The 19,554-nt window shown below is 44.5% G+C and carries 11 protein-coding genes, 2 tRNA genes and 3 rRNA genes; 15 read left to right on the forward strand and 1 reads right to left on the reverse strand.

Features of this window, described 5'->3' with window-relative positions:
* The 12 genes from dnaA (at position 1) to rrf (ending at position 14,413) form a co-directional block, all read left to right on the forward strand.
* A complete protein-coding gene (dnaA, locus tag JQX68_RS00005; RefSeq protein WP_205440451.1) occupies positions 1 to 1,341 on the forward strand; it encodes a chromosomal replication initiator protein DnaA in 1,341 nt (446 codons plus the stop codon).
* A 188-nt stretch (positions 1,342 to 1,529) separates the two neighbouring features.
* A complete protein-coding gene (gene dnaN, locus JQX68_RS00010) occupies positions 1,530 to 2,666 on the forward strand; it encodes a DNA polymerase III subunit beta (RefSeq protein ID WP_014662455.1) in 1,137 nt (378 codons plus the stop codon).
* A gap of 130 nt (positions 2,667 to 2,796) precedes the next feature.
* Positions 2,797 to 3,012, forward strand: coding sequence for a ribosome maturation protein RlbA (gene rlbA, locus JQX68_RS00015; RefSeq protein ID WP_003219264.1), 216 nt, complete (start codon positions 2,797 to 2,799; stop codon positions 3,010 to 3,012).
* Between the two features lie 15 nt (positions 3,013 to 3,027).
* Positions 3,028 to 4,140, forward strand: a complete 1,113-nt coding sequence (gene recF / locus JQX68_RS00020; RefSeq protein WP_014662456.1) for a DNA replication/repair protein RecF — start codon at positions 3,028 to 3,030, stop codon at positions 4,138 to 4,140.
* A gap of 17 nt (positions 4,141 to 4,157) precedes the next feature.
* Positions 4,158 to 4,403: an extracellular matrix regulator RemB gene (gene remB, locus JQX68_RS00025; protein ID WP_003219266.1), complete on the forward strand. Its 246-nt coding sequence runs from the start codon at positions 4,158 to 4,160 to the stop codon at positions 4,401 to 4,403.
* Positions 4,404 to 4,457: 54 nt separating this feature from the next.
* Positions 4,458 to 6,374, forward strand: a complete 1,917-nt coding sequence (gene gyrB / locus JQX68_RS00030) for a DNA topoisomerase (ATP-hydrolyzing) subunit B (RefSeq protein ID WP_014662457.1) — start codon at positions 4,458 to 4,460, stop codon at positions 6,372 to 6,374.
* 210 nt (positions 6,375 to 6,584) lie between these two features.
* Positions 6,585 to 9,050, forward strand: a complete 2,466-nt coding sequence (gene gyrA / locus JQX68_RS00035) for a DNA topoisomerase (ATP-hydrolyzing) subunit A (RefSeq protein WP_014662458.1) — start codon at positions 6,585 to 6,587, stop codon at positions 9,048 to 9,050.
* A 289-nt stretch (positions 9,051 to 9,339) separates the two neighbouring features.
* Positions 9,340 to 10,887 (forward strand): 16S ribosomal RNA (locus tag JQX68_RS00040).
* 102 nt (positions 10,888 to 10,989) lie between these two features.
* Positions 10,990 to 11,066: transfer RNA gene (locus JQX68_RS00045), tRNA-Ile, on the forward strand.
* Between the two features lie 11 nt (positions 11,067 to 11,077).
* Positions 11,078 to 11,153: transfer RNA gene (locus tag JQX68_RS00050), tRNA-Ala, on the forward strand.
* A gap of 81 nt (positions 11,154 to 11,234) precedes the next feature.
* Positions 11,235 to 14,162: ribosomal RNA gene (locus JQX68_RS00055) — 23S ribosomal RNA — on the forward strand.
* A 135-nt stretch (positions 14,163 to 14,297) separates the two neighbouring features.
* A 5S ribosomal RNA gene (rrf, locus tag JQX68_RS00060) occupies positions 14,298 to 14,413 on the forward strand.
* Together the 16S, 23S and 5S rRNA genes with 2 tRNA genes alongside form the textbook arrangement of a ribosomal RNA operon.
* 39 nt (positions 14,414 to 14,452) lie before the next feature.
* On the opposite strand, the gene JQX68_RS00065 is transcribed toward rrf, so the two are convergent.
* Positions 14,453 to 15,400 (reverse strand): YaaC family protein, encoded by a 948-nt coding sequence (locus JQX68_RS00065; protein WP_205440452.1) that lies wholly within the window; start codon positions 15,398 to 15,400, stop codon positions 14,453 to 14,455.
* Positions 15,401 to 15,520: 120 nt separating this feature from the next.
* On the opposite strand from JQX68_RS00065, the gene guaB reads away from it, so the two are divergent.
* From guaB to pdxS, 3 genes are all read left to right on the forward strand, one after another.
* Complete coding sequence (gene guaB / locus JQX68_RS00070; RefSeq protein ID WP_003226803.1) at positions 15,521 to 16,987, forward strand: IMP dehydrogenase; 1,467 nt, start codon at positions 15,521 to 15,523, stop codon at positions 16,985 to 16,987.
* A 152-nt stretch (positions 16,988 to 17,139) separates the two neighbouring features.
* Entirely contained in the window at positions 17,140 to 18,471 is a 1,332-nt protein-coding gene (gene dacA, locus JQX68_RS00075; RefSeq protein WP_040081107.1) for a D-alanyl-D-alanine carboxypeptidase, read from the forward strand.
* A 196-nt stretch (positions 18,472 to 18,667) separates the two neighbouring features.
* A complete protein-coding gene (gene pdxS / locus JQX68_RS00080; protein WP_003247145.1) occupies positions 18,668 to 19,552 on the forward strand; it encodes a pyridoxal 5'-phosphate synthase lyase subunit PdxS in 885 nt (294 codons plus the stop codon).
* Positions 19,553 to 19,554 lie beyond the last annotated feature (2 nt).

Below are 19,554 nucleotides of genomic sequence, written 5' to 3' on the forward strand. Positions count from 1 at the left end.
ATGGAAAATATATTAGACCTGTGGAACCAAGCCCTTGCTCAAATCGAAAAAAAGTTGAGCAAACCGAGTTTTGAGACTTGGATGAAGTCAACCAAAGCCCACTCACTGCAAGGAGATACCTTAACGATCACGGCTCCCAATGAATTTGCCAGAGACTGGCTGGAGTCCAGATACTTGCATCTGATTGCAGATACTATATATGAATTAACCGGGGAAGAATTGAGCATTAAGTTTGTCATTCCTCAAAATCAAGATGTTGAGGACTTTATGCCGAAACCGCAAGTCAAAAAGGCGGTCAAAGAAGATACATCTGATTTTCCTCAAAATATGCTCAATCCAAAATATACTTTTGATACTTTTGTCATCGGATCTGGAAACCGATTTGCACACGCAGCTTCCCTTGCAGTAGCGGAAGCACCCGCGAAAGCTTACAACCCTTTATTTATCTATGGGGGCGTCGGCTTAGGGAAAACACACTTAATGCATGCGATCGGCCATTATGTAATAGATCATAATCCTTCTGCCAAAGTGGTTTATCTGTCTTCTGAGAAATTTACAAACGAATTCATCAACTCTATCCGAGATAATAAAGCCGTCGACTTCCGCAATCGCTATCGAAATGTTGATGTGCTTTTGATAGATGATATTCAATTTTTAGCGGGGAAAGAACAAACCCAGGAAGAATTTTTCCATACATTTAACACATTGCACGAAGAAAGCAAACAAATCGTCATTTCAAGTGACCGGCCTCCAAAGGAAATTCCGACACTTGAGGACAGATTGCGCTCACGTTTTGAATGGGGCCTGATCACGGATATCACGCCGCCTGATCTAGAAACGAGAATTGCGATTTTAAGAAAAAAAGCCAAAGCAGAGGGCCTCGATATTCCAAACGAGGTTATGCTTTACATCGCGAATCAAATCGACAGCAATATTCGGGAGCTGGAAGGCGCATTAATCAGAGTTGTTGCTTACTCATCTTTAATTAATAAAGATATTAATGCTGATCTGGCCGCTGAGGCGCTGAAAGATATTATTCCTTCATCAAAACCGAAAGTCATTACGATAAAAGAAATTCAGAGGGTAGTAGGCCAGCAATTTAATATTAAACTCGAGGATTTCAAAGCAAAAAAACGGACAAAGTCAGTAGCTTTTCCGCGTCAAATCGCCATGTACTTATCAAGGGAAATGACTGATTCCTCTCTTCCTAAAATCGGCGAAGAGTTTGGAGGACGGGATCATACAACCGTTATTCATGCGCATGAAAAAATTTCAAAACTGCTGACAGATGACGAACAGCTTCAGCAGCATGTAAAAGAAATTAAAGAACAGCTTAAATAGCAGGACCGGGGATTAATCGGGGAAAGTGTGAATAACTTTTCGGAAGTCATACACAGTCTGTCCACATGTGGATAGGCTGTGTTTCCTGTCTTTTTCACAACTTATCCACAAATCCACAGGCCCTACTATTACTTCTACTATTTTTTTAAAATATATATATTAATACATTATCCGTTAGGAGGATAAAAATGAAATTCACGATTCAAAAAGATCGTCTTGTTGAAAGTGTCCAAGATGTATTAAAAGCAGTTTCATCCAGAACTACGATTCCCATTCTGACTGGTATTAAAATTGTTGCATCAGATGATGGCGTATCCTTTACAGGAAGTGATTCAGATATATCTATTGAATCCTTCATTCCAAAAGAAGAAGGAGATAAAGAAATCGTCACTATCGAACAGCCCGGAAGCATCGTTTTGCAAGCTCGCTTCTTTAGCGAAATTGTAAAAAAACTGCCGATGGCAACTGTAGAAATCGAAGTGCAAAATCAGTATTTAACGATTATTCGTTCTGGTAAAGCCGAATTTAATCTAAACGGACTGGATGCTGATGAGTATCCTCACTTGCCGCAGATTGAAGAACATCATGCGATTCAGATTCCAACTGATTTGTTAAAAAATTTAATCAGACAAACAGTATTCGCAGTGTCCACCTCAGAAACACGCCCTATCTTGACAGGTGTAAACTGGAAAGTGGAACAAAGTGAATTATTATGCACCGCAACGGATAGTCACCGTCTTGCTTTAAGAAAAGCGAAACTTGATATTCCAGAAGACAGATCTTATAACGTCGTGATTCCAGGAAAAAGTTTAACTGAACTCAGCAAGATTTTGGATGACAATCAGGAACTCGTAGATATCGTGATCACAGAAACTCAAGTTCTGTTTAAAGCGAAAAACGTTTTATTTTTCTCACGGCTTCTGGACGGAAATTATCCAGACACAACCAGTCTGATTCCGCAAGACAGCAAAACAGAAATCATTGTGAACACAAAAGAATTCCTTCAGGCCATTGATCGTGCATCTCTTTTAGCCAGAGAGGGACGCAACAACGTGGTGAAGCTGTCCGCAAAACCAGCTGAATCCATTGAAATTTCTTCTAACTCCCCTGAAATCGGTAAAGTTGTGGAAGCAATTGTTGCGGATCAAATTGAGGGTGAGGAATTAAATATCTCTTTTAGTCCAAAATATATGATGGATGCACTAAAGGTGCTTGAAGGAGCAGAAATACGCGTAAGCTTTACAGGTGCAATGAGACCTTTCTTAATTCGCACGCCGAATGATGAAACGATTGTACAGCTTATCCTTCCTGTCAGAACCTATTAATCCGATACACTGCTGCCGACCCGTCGGCAGCTTTTCTATTCGGCAACTGCTCCGACAAGTTTTCCCTTTCCCTAATTCGTTTTTTTTTAGTACAATTAGATATTAGTGATATTTGAAAGAGGTCGATATAATGGCAAATCCGATTTCAATTGATACAGAGATGATTACACTCGGACAATTCTTAAAATTAGCCGATGTGATTCAGTCTGGCGGTATGGCGAAGTGGTTTTTAAGCGAGCATGAAGTGCTTGTGAACAACGAGCCGGACAACCGCCGAGGCAGAAAGCTGTATGTTGGAGATGTGGTAGAGATTGAAGGATTTGGTTCATTTCAAGTCGTCAATTAAAGCGGGTGACACTGATTGTATATCCAGAACTTAGAACTGACATCTTACCGCAACTACGACCATGCTGAACTTCAATTTGAAAATAAAGTAAATGTGATCATCGGTGAAAACGCCCAGGGGAAGACAAACCTCATGGAGGCGATCTATGTCTTGTCTATGGCGAAATCGCACAGGACATCAAATGACAAAGAACTTATACGGTGGGACAAAGACTATGCTAAAATAGAGGGAAGAGTGATGAAGCAAAACGGGGCGATCCCGATGCAGCTCGTCATCTCCAAAAAAGGTAAAAAGGGCAAGGTCAATCATATTGAACAGCAAAAGCTCAGCCAGTATGTCGGGGCCCTCAACACCATTATGTTTGCGCCGGAAGATTTAAATCTTGTAAAGGGAAGCCCTCAAGTGAGAAGGCGGTTTCTTGACATGGAAATCGGACAGGTTTCTCCCGTCTACCTTCATGACCTTTCTCTTTACCAGAAAATCCTTTCCCAGCGGAATCATTTTTTAAAACAGCTGCAAACAAGAAAACAAACAGACCGGACGATGCTCGATGTTTTGACCGATCAGCTTGTGGAAGTTGCAGCAAAAGTCGTCGTAAAACGCCTGCAGTTTACAGCACAGCTCGAAAAATGGGCGCAGCCCGTCCATGCAGGCATCTCAAGAGGGCTTGAAGAACTGACCTTGAAGTACCATACAGCTCTTGATGTATCAGATTCCGTAGACTTGTCGAAAATAGGAGATAGCTATCAAGAAGCGTTTTCTAAATTAAGAGAAAAAGAAATTGAGCGCGGTGTTACTTTGTCAGGGCCTCATCGTGACGATGTCCTTTTCTATGTGAACGGACGCGATGTGCAGACGTATGGTTCTCAAGGACAGCAGCGAACGACGGCGTTGTCCCTTAAGCTGGCGGAGATTGACCTGATCCATGAAGAAATCGGAGAATATCCCATTTTACTATTGGATGATGTACTGAGTGAACTGGATGATTATCGCCAGTCACACTTGCTTCATACGATCCAAGGCCGTGTACAAACGTTTGTCACAACGACAAGCGTTGATGGCATTGATCACGAAACCTTACGTCAAGCAGGAATGTTCCGTGTGCAAAATGGTGCGTTAGTGAAGTGAAGAAATGAGGTGAGCAATTGTATATTCATTTAGGTGATGACTTTGTGGTTTCAACACGAGATATTGTCGGCATTTTTGACTTTAAAGCCAACATGTCGCCTATTGTTGAAGAATTTCTGAAAAAACAGAAACACAAGGTGGTGCCTTCCGTAAACGGCACGCCCAAATCTATCGTAGTCACGGTTCAGAATATATATTACTCTCCCTTATCTTCCAGCACATTAAAAAAACGTGCGCAATTTATGTTTGAAATAGATTCTTAGAAATTTTTTATCACGAATATATCGTTTAGAAAAGTGTAGGTGAATGACGTGGCTATGGAACAGCAGCAAAACAGTTATGATGAAAATCAGATACAGGTACTAGAAGGATTGGAAGCTGTTCGTAAAAGACCGGGGATGTATATCGGCTCGACAAACAGCAAAGGCCTTCACCACCTGGTATGGGAAATTGTCGACAATAGTATTGACGAAGCCCTCGCCGGTTATTGTAAAGATATCAATATTCAAATCGAAAAAGACAACAGTATCACGGTTGTAGATAATGGCCGCGGTATTCCAGTCGGTATTCATGAAAAAATGGGCCGTCCTGCGGTAGAAGTCATTATGACGGTGCTTCATGCCGGAGGAAAATTTGACGGAAGCGGCTATAAAGTATCCGGAGGATTACACGGTGTAGGTGCGTCGGTCGTGAACGCACTATCAACAGAGCTTGATGTGACGGTTCACCGTGACGGTAAAATTCATCGCCAAACCTATAAACGCGGAGTTCCGGTTTCAGACCTTGAAATCATTGGCGAAACGGATCATACAGGAACGACGACACATTTTGTCCCGGATCCTGAAATTTTCACAGAAACAACTGAGTATGATTATGATCTGCTTGCCAACCGCGTGCGTGAATTAGCCTTTTTGACAAAGGGCGTAAACATCACGATCGAAGATAAACGTGAAGGGCAAGAGCGTAAAAACGAGTACCATTACGAAGGCGGAATTAAAAGTTATGTAGAGTATTTAAACCGTTCTAAAGAAGTTGTCCATGAAGAGCCGATTTACATTGAAGGCGAAAAGGACGGCATTACGGTTGAAGTGGCTTTACAATACAATGACAGCTACACAAGCAACATTTACTCGTTTACAAACAACATTAACACGTACGAAGGCGGTACCCATGAAGCTGGCTTCAAAACGGGCCTGACTCGTGTTATCAACGACTATGCCAGAAAAAAAGGGCTTATTAAAGAAAATGACCCTAACCTAAGCGGAGATGATGTAAGAGAAGGGCTGACCGCGATTATTTCAATCAAACACCCTGATCCGCAGTTTGAGGGCCAAACGAAAACAAAGCTAGGCAACTCAGAAGCTCGGACCATCACCGATACGTTATTTTCTGCGGCAATGGAAACATTTATGCTGGAAAATCCAGATGCGGCCAAAAAAATTGTCGATAAAGGTTTAATGGCGGCAAGAGCTAGAATGGCTGCGAAAAAAGCGCGTGAACTTACACGCCGCAAGAGCGCTTTGGAAATTTCAAACCTTCCCGGTAAGCTAGCGGACTGCTCTTCAAAAGATCCGAGCATTTCCGAGTTATATATCGTAGAGGGTGACTCTGCCGGTGGATCTGCTAAACAAGGACGCGACAGACATTTCCAAGCTATTTTGCCGCTTAGAGGTAAAATCTTGAACGTTGAAAAAGCAAGACTGGACAAGATCCTTTCTAACAACGAAGTTCGCTCTATGATTACAGCACTTGGCACAGGTATCGGGGAAGATTTCAACCTAGAGAAAGCCCGTTACCATAAAGTTGTCATTATGACAGATGCCGATGTTGACGGTGCGCACATCAGAACACTGCTGTTAACGTTCTTTTACAGATATATGCGCCAAATTATCGAAAATGGCTATGTGTACATTGCACAGCCGCCGCTCTACAAGGTTCAACAGGGGAAACGTGTCGAATATGCGTACAATGACAAGGAGCTTGAAGACTTGTTAAAAACGCTTCCTCAAACACCTAAGCCTGGATTGCAGCGTTACAAAGGTCTTGGTGAAATGAATGCCACCCAGTTATGGGAGACAACCATGGATCCTAGCTCTAGAACGCTGCTTCAGGTAACTCTTGAAGATGCAATGGATGCGGATGAGACATTCGAAATGCTGATGGGCGACAAAGTAGAACCTCGCCGAAACTTCATAGAAGCAAATGCGAGATACGTTAAAAATCTTGACATCTAATCATAAAAAGCCTTATTTCCAATAAGAAATAAGGCTTTTTTCTAAACAAGATCAGATGCAGCAATGCTTGCAATACCTATATATTCTAGCAATTTAATGTGTATAATCATAAGTTTATTGATATAATGGAGAATAGTGAAATCGTATTGAAGGTCATAATGGACAATCTACTCCCACATATTTCATGTGATACTTCAGGGAGGTTTTTTAATGAGTGAACAAAACACACCACAAGTTCGTGAAATAAATATCAGTCAGGAAATGCGTACGTCCTTCTTGGATTATGCAATGAGCGTTATCGTGTCCCGTGCTCTTCCGGATGTTCGTGACGGCTTAAAGCCGGTTCATAGACGGATTTTATATGCAATGAATGATTTGGGCATGACCAGTGACAAGCCTTATAAAAAATCCGCGCGTATCGTTGGAGAGGTTATCGGGAAATACCATCCGCACGGTGATTCAGCGGTATATGAATCCATGGTCAGAATGGCTCAGGATTTCAACTACCGTTATATGCTCGTTGACGGTCACGGAAACTTCGGTTCTGTTGACGGAGACTCAGCGGCTGCCATGCGTTATACAGAAGCAAGAATGTCTAAAATCTCGATGGAAATTCTTCGAGACATCACAAAAGACACAATCGATTATCAGGATAACTATGACGGTTCAGAAAGAGAACCTGTCGTTATGCCTTCGAGGTTCCCAAATCTGCTCGTGAACGGTGCTGCCGGCATTGCGGTAGGTATGGCAACAAACATTCCTCCGCACCAGCTGGGAGAAATCATTGACGGTGTACTTGCTGTCAGTGAGAATCCGGACATTACAATTCCAGAGCTTATGGAAGTCATTCCAGGTCCTGATTTCCCGACTGCGGGTCAAATCTTGGGCCGAAGCGGTATACGGAAAGCATACGAATCTGGCCGAGGCTCTATTACAATTCGGGCAAAAGCTGAGATCGAACAAACATCTTCAGGTAAAGAAAGAATTATTGTTACAGAGTTGCCTTACCAAGTAAATAAGGCGAAATTAATCGAGAAAATTGCTGATCTTGTTAGGGATAAAAAGATAGAGGGCATTACAGATCTGCGTGATGAGTCAGATCGTACAGGTATGAGAATTGTCATTGAAATTAGACGTGATGCTAATGCAAATGTCATTCTAAACAATCTGTACAAACAAACTGCTCTACAGACATCTTTTGGTATCAACTTGCTTGCACTTGTTGATGGTCAGCCGAAAGTTTTAACTCTTAAGCAATGCCTGGAGCATTACCTTGACCACCAAAAAGTCGTAATTAGACGCCGTACTGCCTATGAATTGCGTAAAGCGGAAGCGAGGGCTCACATCCTTGAAGGCTTGAGAGTTGCTCTGGATCATCTCGATGCAGTTATTTCCCTTATCCGTAATTCTCAAACGGCTGAAATTGCGAGAACAGGTTTAATTGAACAATTCTCACTGACAGAGAAGCAAGCACAAGCGATCCTTGATATGAGGCTCCAGCGTTTAACAGGACTGGAACGTGAAAAGATCGAAGAAGAATACCAATCTCTTGTTAAATTAATTGCAGAGCTAAAAGACATCTTGGCAAATGAATATAAAGTGCTTGAGATTATTCGTGAAGAACTCACGGAAATCAAAGAGCGTTTTAACGATGAAAGACGTACTGAGATCGTCACTTCTGGACTAGAGACAATTGAAGATGAAGATCTCATTGAGAGAGAAAATATCGTCGTCACTCTGACACACAACGGGTACATCAAACGTCTTCCTGCATCAACTTATCGCAGTCAAAAACGAGGCGGTAAAGGTGTACAAGGAATGGGAACAAACGAAGATGATTTCGTTGAGCATTTGATCTCTACGTCAACTCATGACACGATTCTCTTCTTCTCAAACAAGGGAAAAGTGTATCGTGCAAAAGGGTATGAAATCCCTGAATACGGCAGAACAGCAAAAGGAATCCCGATTATTAACCTGCTGGAAGTAGAAAAGGGTGAGTGGATCAACGCGATTATTCCAGTCACGGAATTCAATGCGGAGCTTTACCTTTTCTTCACAACAAAGCACGGGGTTTCAAAACGAACTTCGCTGTCTCAATTCGCTAATATCCGCAACAATGGCCTAATCGCTTTGAGTCTTCGTGAGGATGATGAACTGATGGGTGTACGTCTGACTGATGGTACAAAACAAATCATCATCGGAACGAAAAACGGTTTACTGATCCGTTTCCCTGAAACAGATGTCCGGGAGATGGGAAGAACTGCGGCAGGCGTAAAAGGCATCACCCTGACAGATGACGACGTTGTTGTCGGCATGGAGATATTAGAGGAAGAATCACACGTTCTTATCGTAACTGAAAAAGGATACGGAAAACGAACTCCGGCTGAAGAGTACAGAACCCAAAGCCGGGGCGGAAAAGGACTCAAAACAGCAAAAATCACCGAGAACAACGGCCAACTAGTAGCAGTGAAAGCTACTAAAGGTGAAGAGGATCTAATGATTATTACAGCCAGCGGCGTACTCATTAGAATGGACATCAGTGATATCTCAATCACCGGACGTGTCACTCAAGGTGTGCGTCTCATCAGAATGGCAGAAGAAGAACATGTTGCTACAGTGGCCTTAGTAGAGAAAAACGAAGAAGATGAGAATGAAGAAGAACAAGAAGAAGTGTGAGAAAAAGCGCAGCTAAAATAGCTGCGCTTTTTTGTTTTATTCCTCTTTACAGTCTTAAAAATTATGGTATAATCATTTTTGTTGTCTTTTAAAAGACGCAAACGTAACAATCATGACTAGTAAAAACTTTTTCAAAAAAGTGTTGACCTAGTTAACTAAAAATGTTACTATTAAGTAGTCGCTTCGAGGGAAGCACACAAAGTTCTTTGAAAACTAAACAAGACAAAACGTACCTGTTAATTCATTTTTCATAAATCGCACAGTGATGTGCGTAGTCAGTCAAACTACTTTATCGGAGAGTTTGATCCTGGCTCAGGACGAACGCTGGCGGCGTGCCTAATACATGCAAGTCGAGCGGACAGATGGGAGCTTGCTCCCTGATGTTAGCGGCGGACGGGTGAGTAACACGTGGGTAACCTGCCTGTAAGACTGGGATAACTCCGGGAAACCGGGGCTAATACCGGATGCTTGTTTGAACCGCATGGTTCAAACATAAAAGGTGGCTTCGGCTACCACTTACAGATGGACCCGCGGCGCATTAGCTAGTTGGTGAGGTAATGGCTCACCAAGGCAACGATGCGTAGCCGACCTGAGAGGGTGATCGGCCACACTGGGACTGAGACACGGCCCAGACTCCTACGGGAGGCAGCAGTAGGGAATCTTCCGCAATGGACGAAAGTCTGACGGAGCAACGCCGCGTGAGTGATGAAGGTTTTCGGATCGTAAAGCTCTGTTGTTAGGGAAGAACAAGTACCGTTCGAATAGGGCGGTACCTTGACGGTACCTAACCAGAAAGCCACGGCTAACTACGTGCCAGCAGCCGCGGTAATACGTAGGTGGCAAGCGTTGTCCGGAATTATTGGGCGTAAAGGGCTCGCAGGCGGTTTCTTAAGTCTGATGTGAAAGCCCCGGCTCAACCGGGGAGGGTCATTGGAAACTGGGGAACTTGAGTGCAGAAGAGGAGAGTGGAATTCCACGTGTAGCGGTGAAATGCGTAGAGATGTGGAGGAACACCAGTGGCGAAGGCGACTCTCTGGTCTGTAACTGACGCTGAGGAGCGAAAGCGTGGGGAGCGAACAGGATTAGATACCCTGGTAGTCCACGCCGTAAACGATGAGTGCTAAGTGTTAGGGGTTTCCGCCCCTTAGTGCTGCAGCTAACGCATTAAGCACTCCGCCTGGGGAGTACGGTCGCAAGACTGAAACTCAAAGGAATTGACGGGGGCCCGCACAAGCGGTGGAGCATGTGGTTTAATTCGAAGCAACGCGAAGAACCTTACCAGGTCTTGACATCCTCTGACAATCCTAGAGATAGGACGTCCCCTTCGGGGGCAGAGTGACAGGTGGTGCATGGTTGTCGTCAGCTCGTGTCGTGAGATGTTGGGTTAAGTCCCGCAACGAGCGCAACCCTTGATCTTAGTTGCCAGCATTCAGTTGGGCACTCTAAGGTGACTGCCGGTGACAAACCGGAGGAAGGTGGGGATGACGTCAAATCATCATGCCCCTTATGACCTGGGCTACACACGTGCTACAATGGACAGAACAAAGGGCAGCGAAACCGCGAGGTTAAGCCAATCCCACAAATCTGTTCTCAGTTCGGATCGCAGTCTGCAACTCGACTGCGTGAAGCTGGAATCGCTAGTAATCGCGGATCAGCATGCCGCGGTGAATACGTTCCCGGGCCTTGTACACACCGCCCGTCACACCACGAGAGTTTGTAACACCCGAAGTCGGTGAGGTAACCTTTTAGGAGCCAGCCGCCGAAGGTGGGACAGATGATTGGGGTGAAGTCGTAACAAGGTAGCCGTATCGGAAGGTGCGGCTGGATCACCTCCTTTCTAAGGATATTATACGGAATATAAGACCTTGGGTCTTATAAACAGAACGTTCCCTGTCTTGTTTAGTTTTGAAGGAACTTTGTTCCTTGAATAAGTTAAGATGGGCCTGTAGCTCAGCTGGTTAGAGCGCACGCCTGATAAGCGTGAGGTCGGTGGTTCGAGTCCACTCAGGCCCACCATCTTATATAATGGGGCCTTAGCTCAGCTGGGAGAGCGCCTGCTTTGCACGCAGGAGGTCAGCGGTTCGATCCCGCTAGGCTCCACCAACGTGTTCTTTGAAAACTAGATAACAGTAGACATCACATTCAATTAGTAATACAAGATATCACATAGTGATTCTTTTTAACGGTTAAGTTAGAAAGGGCGCACGGTGGATGCCTTGGCACTAGGAGCCGATGAAGGACGGGACGAACACCGATATGCTTCGGGGAGCTGTAAGCAAGCTTTGATCCGGAGATTTCCGAATGGGGAAACCCACCACTCGTAATGGAGTGGTATCCATATCTGAATTCATAGGATATGAGAAGGCAGACCCGGGGAACTGAAACATCTAAGTACCCGGAGGAAGAGAAAGCAAATGCGATTCCCTGAGTAGCGGCGAGCGAAACGGGATTAGCCCAAACCAAGAGGCTTGCCTCTTGGGGTTGTAGGACACTCTGTACGGAGTTACAAAGGAACGAGGTAGATGAAGAGGTCTGGAAAGGCCCGCCATAGGAGGTAACAGCCCTGTAGTCAAAACTTCGTTCTCTCCTGAGTGGATCCTGAGTACGGCGGAACACGTGAAATTCCGTCGGAATCCGGGAGGACCATCTCCCAAGGCTAAATACTCCCTAGTGACCGATAGTGAACCAGTACCGTGAGGGAAAGGTGAAAAGCACCCCGGAAGGGGAGTGAAAGAGATCCTGAAACCGTGTGCCTACAAGTAGTCAGAGCCCGTTAACGGGTGATGGCGTGCCTTTTGTAGAATGAACCGGCGAGTTACGATCCCGTGCAAGGTTAAGCAGAAGATGCGGAGCCGCAGCGAAAGCGAGTCTGAATAGGGCGCATGAGTACGTGGTCGTAGACCCGAAACCAGGTGATCTACCCATGTCCAGGGTGAAGTTCAGGTAACACTGAATGGAGGCCCGAACCCACGCACGTTGAAAAGTGCGGGGATGAGGTGTGGGTAGGGGTGAAATGCCAATCGAACCTGGAGATAGCTGGTTCTCTCCGAAATAGCTTTAGGGCTAGCCTCAAGGTAAGAGTCTTGGAGGTAGAGCACTGATTGGACTAGGGGCCCCTACCGGGTTACCGAATTCAGTCAAACTCCGAATGCCAATGACTTATCCTTGGGAGTCAGACTGCGAGTGATAAGATCCGTAGTCGAAAGGGAAACAGCCCAGACCGCCAGCTAAGGTCCCAAAGTATACGTTAAGTGGAAAAGGATGTGGAGTTGCTTAGACAACCAGGATGTTGGCTTAGAAGCAGCCACCATTTAAAGAGTGCGTAATAGCTCACTGGTCGAGTGACTCTGCGCCGAAAATGTACCGGGGCTAAACGTATCACCGAAGCTGCGGACTGTTCTTCGAACAGTGGTAGGAGAGCGTTCTAAGGGCTGTGAAGCCAGACCGGAAGGACTGGTGGAGCGCTTAGAAGTGAGAATGCCGGTATGAGTAGCGAAAGAGGGGTGAGAATCCCCTCCACCGAATGCCTAAGGTTTCCTGAGGAAGGCTCGTCCGCTCAGGGTTAGTCGGGACCTAAGCCGAGGCCGAAAGGCGTAGGCGATGGACAACAGGTTGATATTCCTGTACCACCTCCTCACCATTTGAGCAATGGGGGGACGCAGGAGGATAGGGTAAGCGCGGTATTGGATATCCGCGTCCAAGCAGTTAGGCTGGGAAATAGGCAAATCCGTTTCCCATAAGGCTGAGCTGTGATGGCGAGCGAAATATAGTAGCGAAGTTCCTGATTCCACACTGCCAAGAAAAGCCTCTAGCGAGGTGAGAGGTGCCCGTACCGCAAACCGACACAGGTAGGCGAGGAGAGAATCCTAAGGTGATCGAGAGAACTCTCGTTAAGGAACTCGGCAAAATGACCCCGTAACTTCGGGAGAAGGGGTGCTCTGTTAGGGTGCAAGCCCGAGAGAGCCGCAGTGAATAGGCCCAGGCGACTGTTTAGCAAAAACACAGGTCTCTGCGAAGCCGTAAGGCGAAGTATAGGGGCTGACGCCTGCCCGGTGCTGGAAGGTTAAGAGGAGCGCTTAGCGTAAGCGAAGGTGCGAATTGAAGCCCCAGTAAACGGCGGCCGTAACTATAACGGTCCTAAGGTAGCGAAATTCCTTGTCGGGTAAGTTCCGACCCGCACGAAAGGCGCAACGATCTGGGCACTGTCTCAACGAGAGACTCGGTGAAATTATAGTACCTGTGAAGATGCAGGTTACCCGCGACAGGACGGAAAGACCCCGTGGAGCTTTACTGCAGCCTGATATTGAATGTTGGTACAGCTTGTACAGGATAGGTAGGAGCCTTGGAAACCGGAGCGCCAGCTTCGGTGGAGGCATCGGTGGGATACTACCCCGGCTGTATTGACCTTCTAACCCGCCGCCCTTATCGGGCGGGGAGACAGTGTCAGGTGGGCAGTTTGACTGGGGCGGTCGCCTCCTAAAAGGTAACGGAGGCGCCCAAAGGTTCCCTCAGAATGGTTGGAAATCATTCGCAGAGTGTAAAGGCACAAGGGAGCTTGACTGCGAGACCTACAAGTCGAGCAGGGACGAAAGTCGGGCTTAGTGATCCGGTGGTTCCGCATGGAAGGGCCATCGCTCAACGGATAAAAGCTACCCCGGGGATAACAGGCTTATCTCCCCCAAGAGTCCACATCGACGGGGAGGTTTGGCACCTCGATGTCGGCTCATCGCATCCTGGGGCTGTAGTCGGTCCCAAGGGTTGGGCTGTTCGCCCATTAAAGCGGTACGCGAGCTGGGTTCAGAACGTCGTGAGACAGTTCGGTCCCTATCCGTCGCGGGCGCAGGAAATTTGAGAGGAGCTGTCCTTAGTACGAGAGGACCGGGATGGACGCACCGCTGGTGTACCAGTTGTTCTGCCAAGGGCATCGCTGGGTAGCTATGTGCGGACGGGATAAGTGCTGAAAGCATCTAAGCATGAAGCCCCCCTCAAGATGAGATTTCCCATTCCGCAAGGAAGTAAGATCCCTGAAAGATGATCAGGTTGATAGGTCTGAGGTGGAAGTGTGGCGACACATGGAGCTGACAGATACTAATCGATCGAGGACTTAACCACACATTTTGAATGATGTCACACCTGTTATCTAGTTTTGAGAGAACACCTCTCTAAAGGCGGAAAGGCAAGGAAACTCCGCTAAGGGCTCTCACATCCTGTGAGAAACGCCCAGTACCTTCATCCTGAAGGCATTTGTTTGGTGGCGATAGCGAAGAGGTCACACCCGTTCCCATACCGAACACGGAAGTTAAGCTCTTCAGCGCCGATGGTAGTCGGGGGTTTCCCCCTGTGAGAGTAGGACGCCGCCAAGCAAGTTTAAACCCAGCTCATTGAGCTGGGTTTTTTGTTTGTTAAAAATGAAGAAGAAACTGTGAAGCGTATTTAGGGAATTTCTTTTCTGTTACTAATAAAAACTGCTGGATTAACACGTAGTCGTCACTTATATGCTGTGTCAATAACTCATACCACCATTCTGTTTCATACCTTGCAATCATCCCAACGTTGTACAAAATTAAATAATGAATTGTCATTTCGGGAAGTCTCAGAAATTGCTCCCTTTGAGAAGGGATGTAATATTGGTTCTTTTCCATGTCAAACAATAAGCTGGTCGACGTCCATGGCTCCTTGTCTTGCGGTGAAATTTCAAACAGCAGCCCGTGTTCATTTTTCTTTGCGAAAGACCATTGAAAATGGTGGGACATATATTCAGCAAACCTTGAATCAGACATTTTATAGTCGATGACTACTTCCTCTGGTACAAATATTTTGTTCTTATCCTTCTCAACTTTTGTCATAAAACGTTCTTTCTGCTGAAAGTAGAAAATATCACTTAGTTCTGGAACCCCCATTAACAATTTTTTCATGGTATACCGTTCATCTACTACATCTGATTGTCCGAATAAATGTTTCATAAAATGTACGCATAGGCCGTTCCGTTGTATTTTCACTTCATCGTCGCTAAAACAATAATTTTGTTTCTTTCGCTTTCTTGTTGTTACGCCATGTGCCAGTACTGATGTATGGCTTGGATAATGAGGATCACGTGTTATTAGACATGCTTTGATAAGTTGTGCCATTCCATAAAATAAAAGGATCGGTTTGATTTCTAATGGGGAATATGCGGCTTGTTTATAAAACGATTCGGCATGCTTCAAGAAATAAATAAACCGTTCACTGTTTTTAAAAGAGTTTTTTTTCGCATCATCAATACCGTTTGAGACATAAACCTTTTCTAGAAATTTCTGGGTTGATTCAACGGAGTAAAATAGCGCTAAGTCTTTCCACTCATGATATGTCATGTGTATTTCTTAATCCTTTCCGTTATCTAAATATTTCAACTCTTTCTCGCTTCCTTGACATGCTCTTGGCTAGTTGATAATCTACATATAATATTTTGCCGAAAAGAGGGGGATTTACTAATGTGGGAAAGTAAATTTTCAAAAGAAGGCTTAACGTTCGACGATGTGCTGCTTGTGCCAGCAAAATCTGAGGTACTTCCGCGTGATGTGGATTTATCTGTAGAACTTACAAAAACGTTAAAGCTAAATATTCCTGTCATCAGCGCAGGTATGGACACTGTAACAGAATCAGCAATGGCAATTGCAATGGCAAGACAGGGCGGCTTGGGCATCATTCACAAAAATATGTCCATTGAACAGCAGGCTGAACAAGTTGATAAAGTAAAGCGTTCTGAGCGCGGCGTTATCACAAATCCCTTCTTTTTAACTCCTGATCACCAAGTATTTGATGCGGAGCATTTGATGGGGAAATACAGAATTTCCGGTGTTCCGATTGTAAATAACGAAGAAGACCAGAAGCTTGTTGGAATTATTACAAACCGTGACCTTCGCTTTATTTCTGACTACTCAATGAAAATCAGCGATGTCATGACAAAAGAAGAGCTTGTTACTGCATCTGTAGGAACTACTCTAGATGAAGCTGAAAAGATTTTGCAGAAACATAAAATTGAAAAGCTTCCTCTCGTAGATGACCAGAACAAATTAAAAGGTCTTATCACAATTAAAGATATTGAAAAAGTCATTGAGTTCCCGAACTCATCTAAAGACATTCACGGCCGTCTGATCGTTGGTGCGGCAGTTGGCGTAACTGGTGATACAATGACTCGCGTCAAAAAGCTTGTTGAAGCCAATGTTGATGTGATTGTTATCGATACAGCTCACGGACATTCTCAAGGCGTTTTAAACACAGTCACAAAAATCCGTGAAACGTATCCTGAATTAAATATTATCGCTGGTAACGTGGCAACTGCTGAAGCAACAAGAGCGCTTATCGAGGCTGGAGCAGACGTTGTCAAAGTTGGAATCGGACCTGGTTCAATTTGTACTACACGTGTTGTAGCTGGTGTCGGTGTTCCGCAAATTACAGCAATTTATGATTGTGCGACTGAAGCAAGAAAACACGGCAAAACAATCATCGCTGACGGCGGAATTAAATTCTCTGGCGATATCACTAAAGCGTTGGCAGCCGGCGGACATGCCGTTATGCTTGGAAGCTTGCTTGCAGGCACATCGGAAAGCCCTGGTGAAACTGAAATCTACCAAGGCAGAAGATTTAAGGTATACCGCGGCATGGGATCAGTTGCTGCAATGGAAAAAGGAAGTAAAGATCGTTACTTCCAAGAAGAAAACAAAAAATTTGTGCCTGAAGGAATTGAAGGACGCACACCTTACAAAGGACCAGTTGAAGAAACTGTTTATCAGCTAGTTGGAGGCCTTCGTTCCGGTATGGGATATTGCGGATCTAAAGATCTTCGTGCGCTAAGAGAAGAAGCTCAATTCATTCGCATGACTGGAGCAGGACTTCGCGAAAGCCATCCGCATGACGTACAGATTACAAAAGAATCACCTAACTATACAATTTCATAATAAATTGTTACAAATTAAAAACATTTGACAGGGTCTCTGACTCTGTCTATTTTTTTTATACTGATTATGATAAAATTTATACTGTTGTGCATTGAAAATGTCCTTAACGGCTTAATTATAGATGAAGAAAATGAAATACGGAGGTCGTACGATTGAACATCAAGAAATGTAAACAGCTACTGATGTCATTGGTTGTGTTAACCCTAGCTGTCACGTGTCTGGCTCCAATGTCAAAAGCAAAAGCAGCCAGCGATCCAATTGATATCAATGCATCTGCTGCTATTATGATCGAAGCTTCTTCAGGTAAAATTCTGTACAGTAAAAATGCAGATAAGAGACTGCCAATTGCGAGTATGACAAAAATGATGACAGAATATCTGTTATTAGAAGCAATTGATCAAGGTAAAGTGAAATGGGACCAAACCTATACGCCTGATGACTATGTGTATGAAATTTCCCAAGATAACAGCTTATCAAACGTTCCTCTTCGGAAAGACGGGAAATACACAGTAAAAGAATTATATCAAGCTACAGCAATTTATTCTGCAAATGCTGCTGCTATTGCGATTGCAGAAATCGTTGCCGGTTCTGAAACTAAGTTTGTTGAAAAAATGAATGCAAAAGCAAAAGAACTAGGCTTAACAGATTACAAATTTGTTAATGCAACAGGTCTTGAGAATAAAGACCTTCACGGGCATCAGCCTGAGGGGACAAGCGTAAATGAAGAGAGTGAAGTTTCTGCAAAGGATATGGCGATTCTTGCGGATCACTTAATTACTGACTACCCTGAGATTCTGGAGACTTCCAGTATCGCCAAAACGAAATTCAGAGAAGGCACCGATGATGAAATGGACATGCCGAACTGGAACTTTATGCTGAAGGGGCTTGTCAGCGAGTATAAAAAAGCGACTGTAGACGGACTGAAAACAGGTTCTACTGACTCTGCGGGTTCATGCTTTACAGGAACAGCTGAACGCAACGGTATGCGTGTCATCACTGTTGTATTAAACGCAAAGGGCAACCTTCATACAGGCCGTTTCGATGAAACAAAAAAAATGTTTGATTATGCTTTCGACAATTTCTCCATGAAAGAAATTTATGCTAAAGGCGATCAAGTAAAAGGCCATAAAACAATTTCAGTTGATAAGGGTAAAGAGAAAGAAGTAGGCATTGTGACAAACAAGGCGTTCTCTCTTCCTGTCAAAAATGGTGAAGAAAAGAATTACAAAGCGAAGGTCACATTGAATAAAGACAACTTAACTGCTCCTGTGAAAAAAGGAACCAAGGTTGGGAAGCTGACTGCGGAATACACAGGTGATGAAAAGGATTACGGATTCCTTAACAGCGATCTGGCTGGCGTAGACCTTGTGACAAAAGAAAATGTAGAAAAAGCAAACTGGTTTGTTCTGACAATGCGCAGTATCGGCGGATTTTTCGCCGGTATTTGGGGAAGTATTGTTGATACGGTAACCGGCTGGTTTTAATCAATTGAAAGAGCTCTGATGGATGTTAGGGCTCTTTCGCTTAATATACTGAAAAAACCCAATTTTTAATAAAAAATGATTTTCAAAGCGCCAAAAACCGAATAAAATAATATATATCCATATGAAATATTGGATTTCTAGGATACAATAAGGATTAGAAATCATATAACTATACCTTGATTAGGGGGACCAAGAAATGGCTCAAACAGGTACTGAACGTGTAAAACGCGGAATGGCAGAAATGCAAAAAGGCGGCGTCATCATGGACGTCATTAATGCGGAACAAGCGAAAATTGCTGAAGAAGCTGGAGCTGTCGCTGTAATGGCGCTAGAACGTGTGCCGGCTGATATTCGTGCGGCTGGAGGAGTTGCCCGTATGGCTGACCCTACAATCGTGGAAGAAGTAATGAATGCAGTATCTATCCCGGTAATGGCAAAAGCGCGTATCGGACATATTGTTGAAGCGCGTGTGCTTGAAGCTATGGGTGTTGACTATATTGATGAAAGTGAAGTTCTGACTCCTGCTGACGAAGAATTTCATTTAAATAAAAATGAATACACAGTTCCTTTTGTTTGTGGCTGCCGCGATCTTGGTGAAGCAACACGCCGTATTGCGGAAGGCGCTTCTATGCTTCGTACTAAAGGTGAGCCTGGAACGGGTAATATTGTTGAGGCTGTTCGCCATATGCGCAAAGTTAACGCTCAAGTACGCAAAGTAGTTGCGATGAGTGAGGATGAACTCATGACAGAAGCGAAAAACTTAGGTGCTCCTTACGAGCTTCTTCTTCAAATTAAAAAAGACGGCAAGCTTCCTGTCGTTAACTTTGCCGCTGGCGGCGTTGCAACTCCAGCTGATGCTGCTCTCATGATGCAGCTTGGTGCTGATGGAGTATTTGTTGGTTCTGGTATTTTCAAATCAGATAACCCTGCTAAATTTGCGAAAGCAATTGTGGAAGCAACAACTCACTTCACTGATTACAAATTGATCGCTGAGCTGTCAAAAGAGCTTGGTACTGCAATGAAAGGGATTGAAATCTCAAACTTACTTCCAGAACAGCGTATGCAAGAACGCGGCTGGTAAGA

This window comes from Bacillus sp. LJBS06, assembly GCF_016924995.1.
GTDB lineage: Bacteria > Bacillota > Bacilli > Bacillales > Bacillaceae > Bacillus > Bacillus stercoris.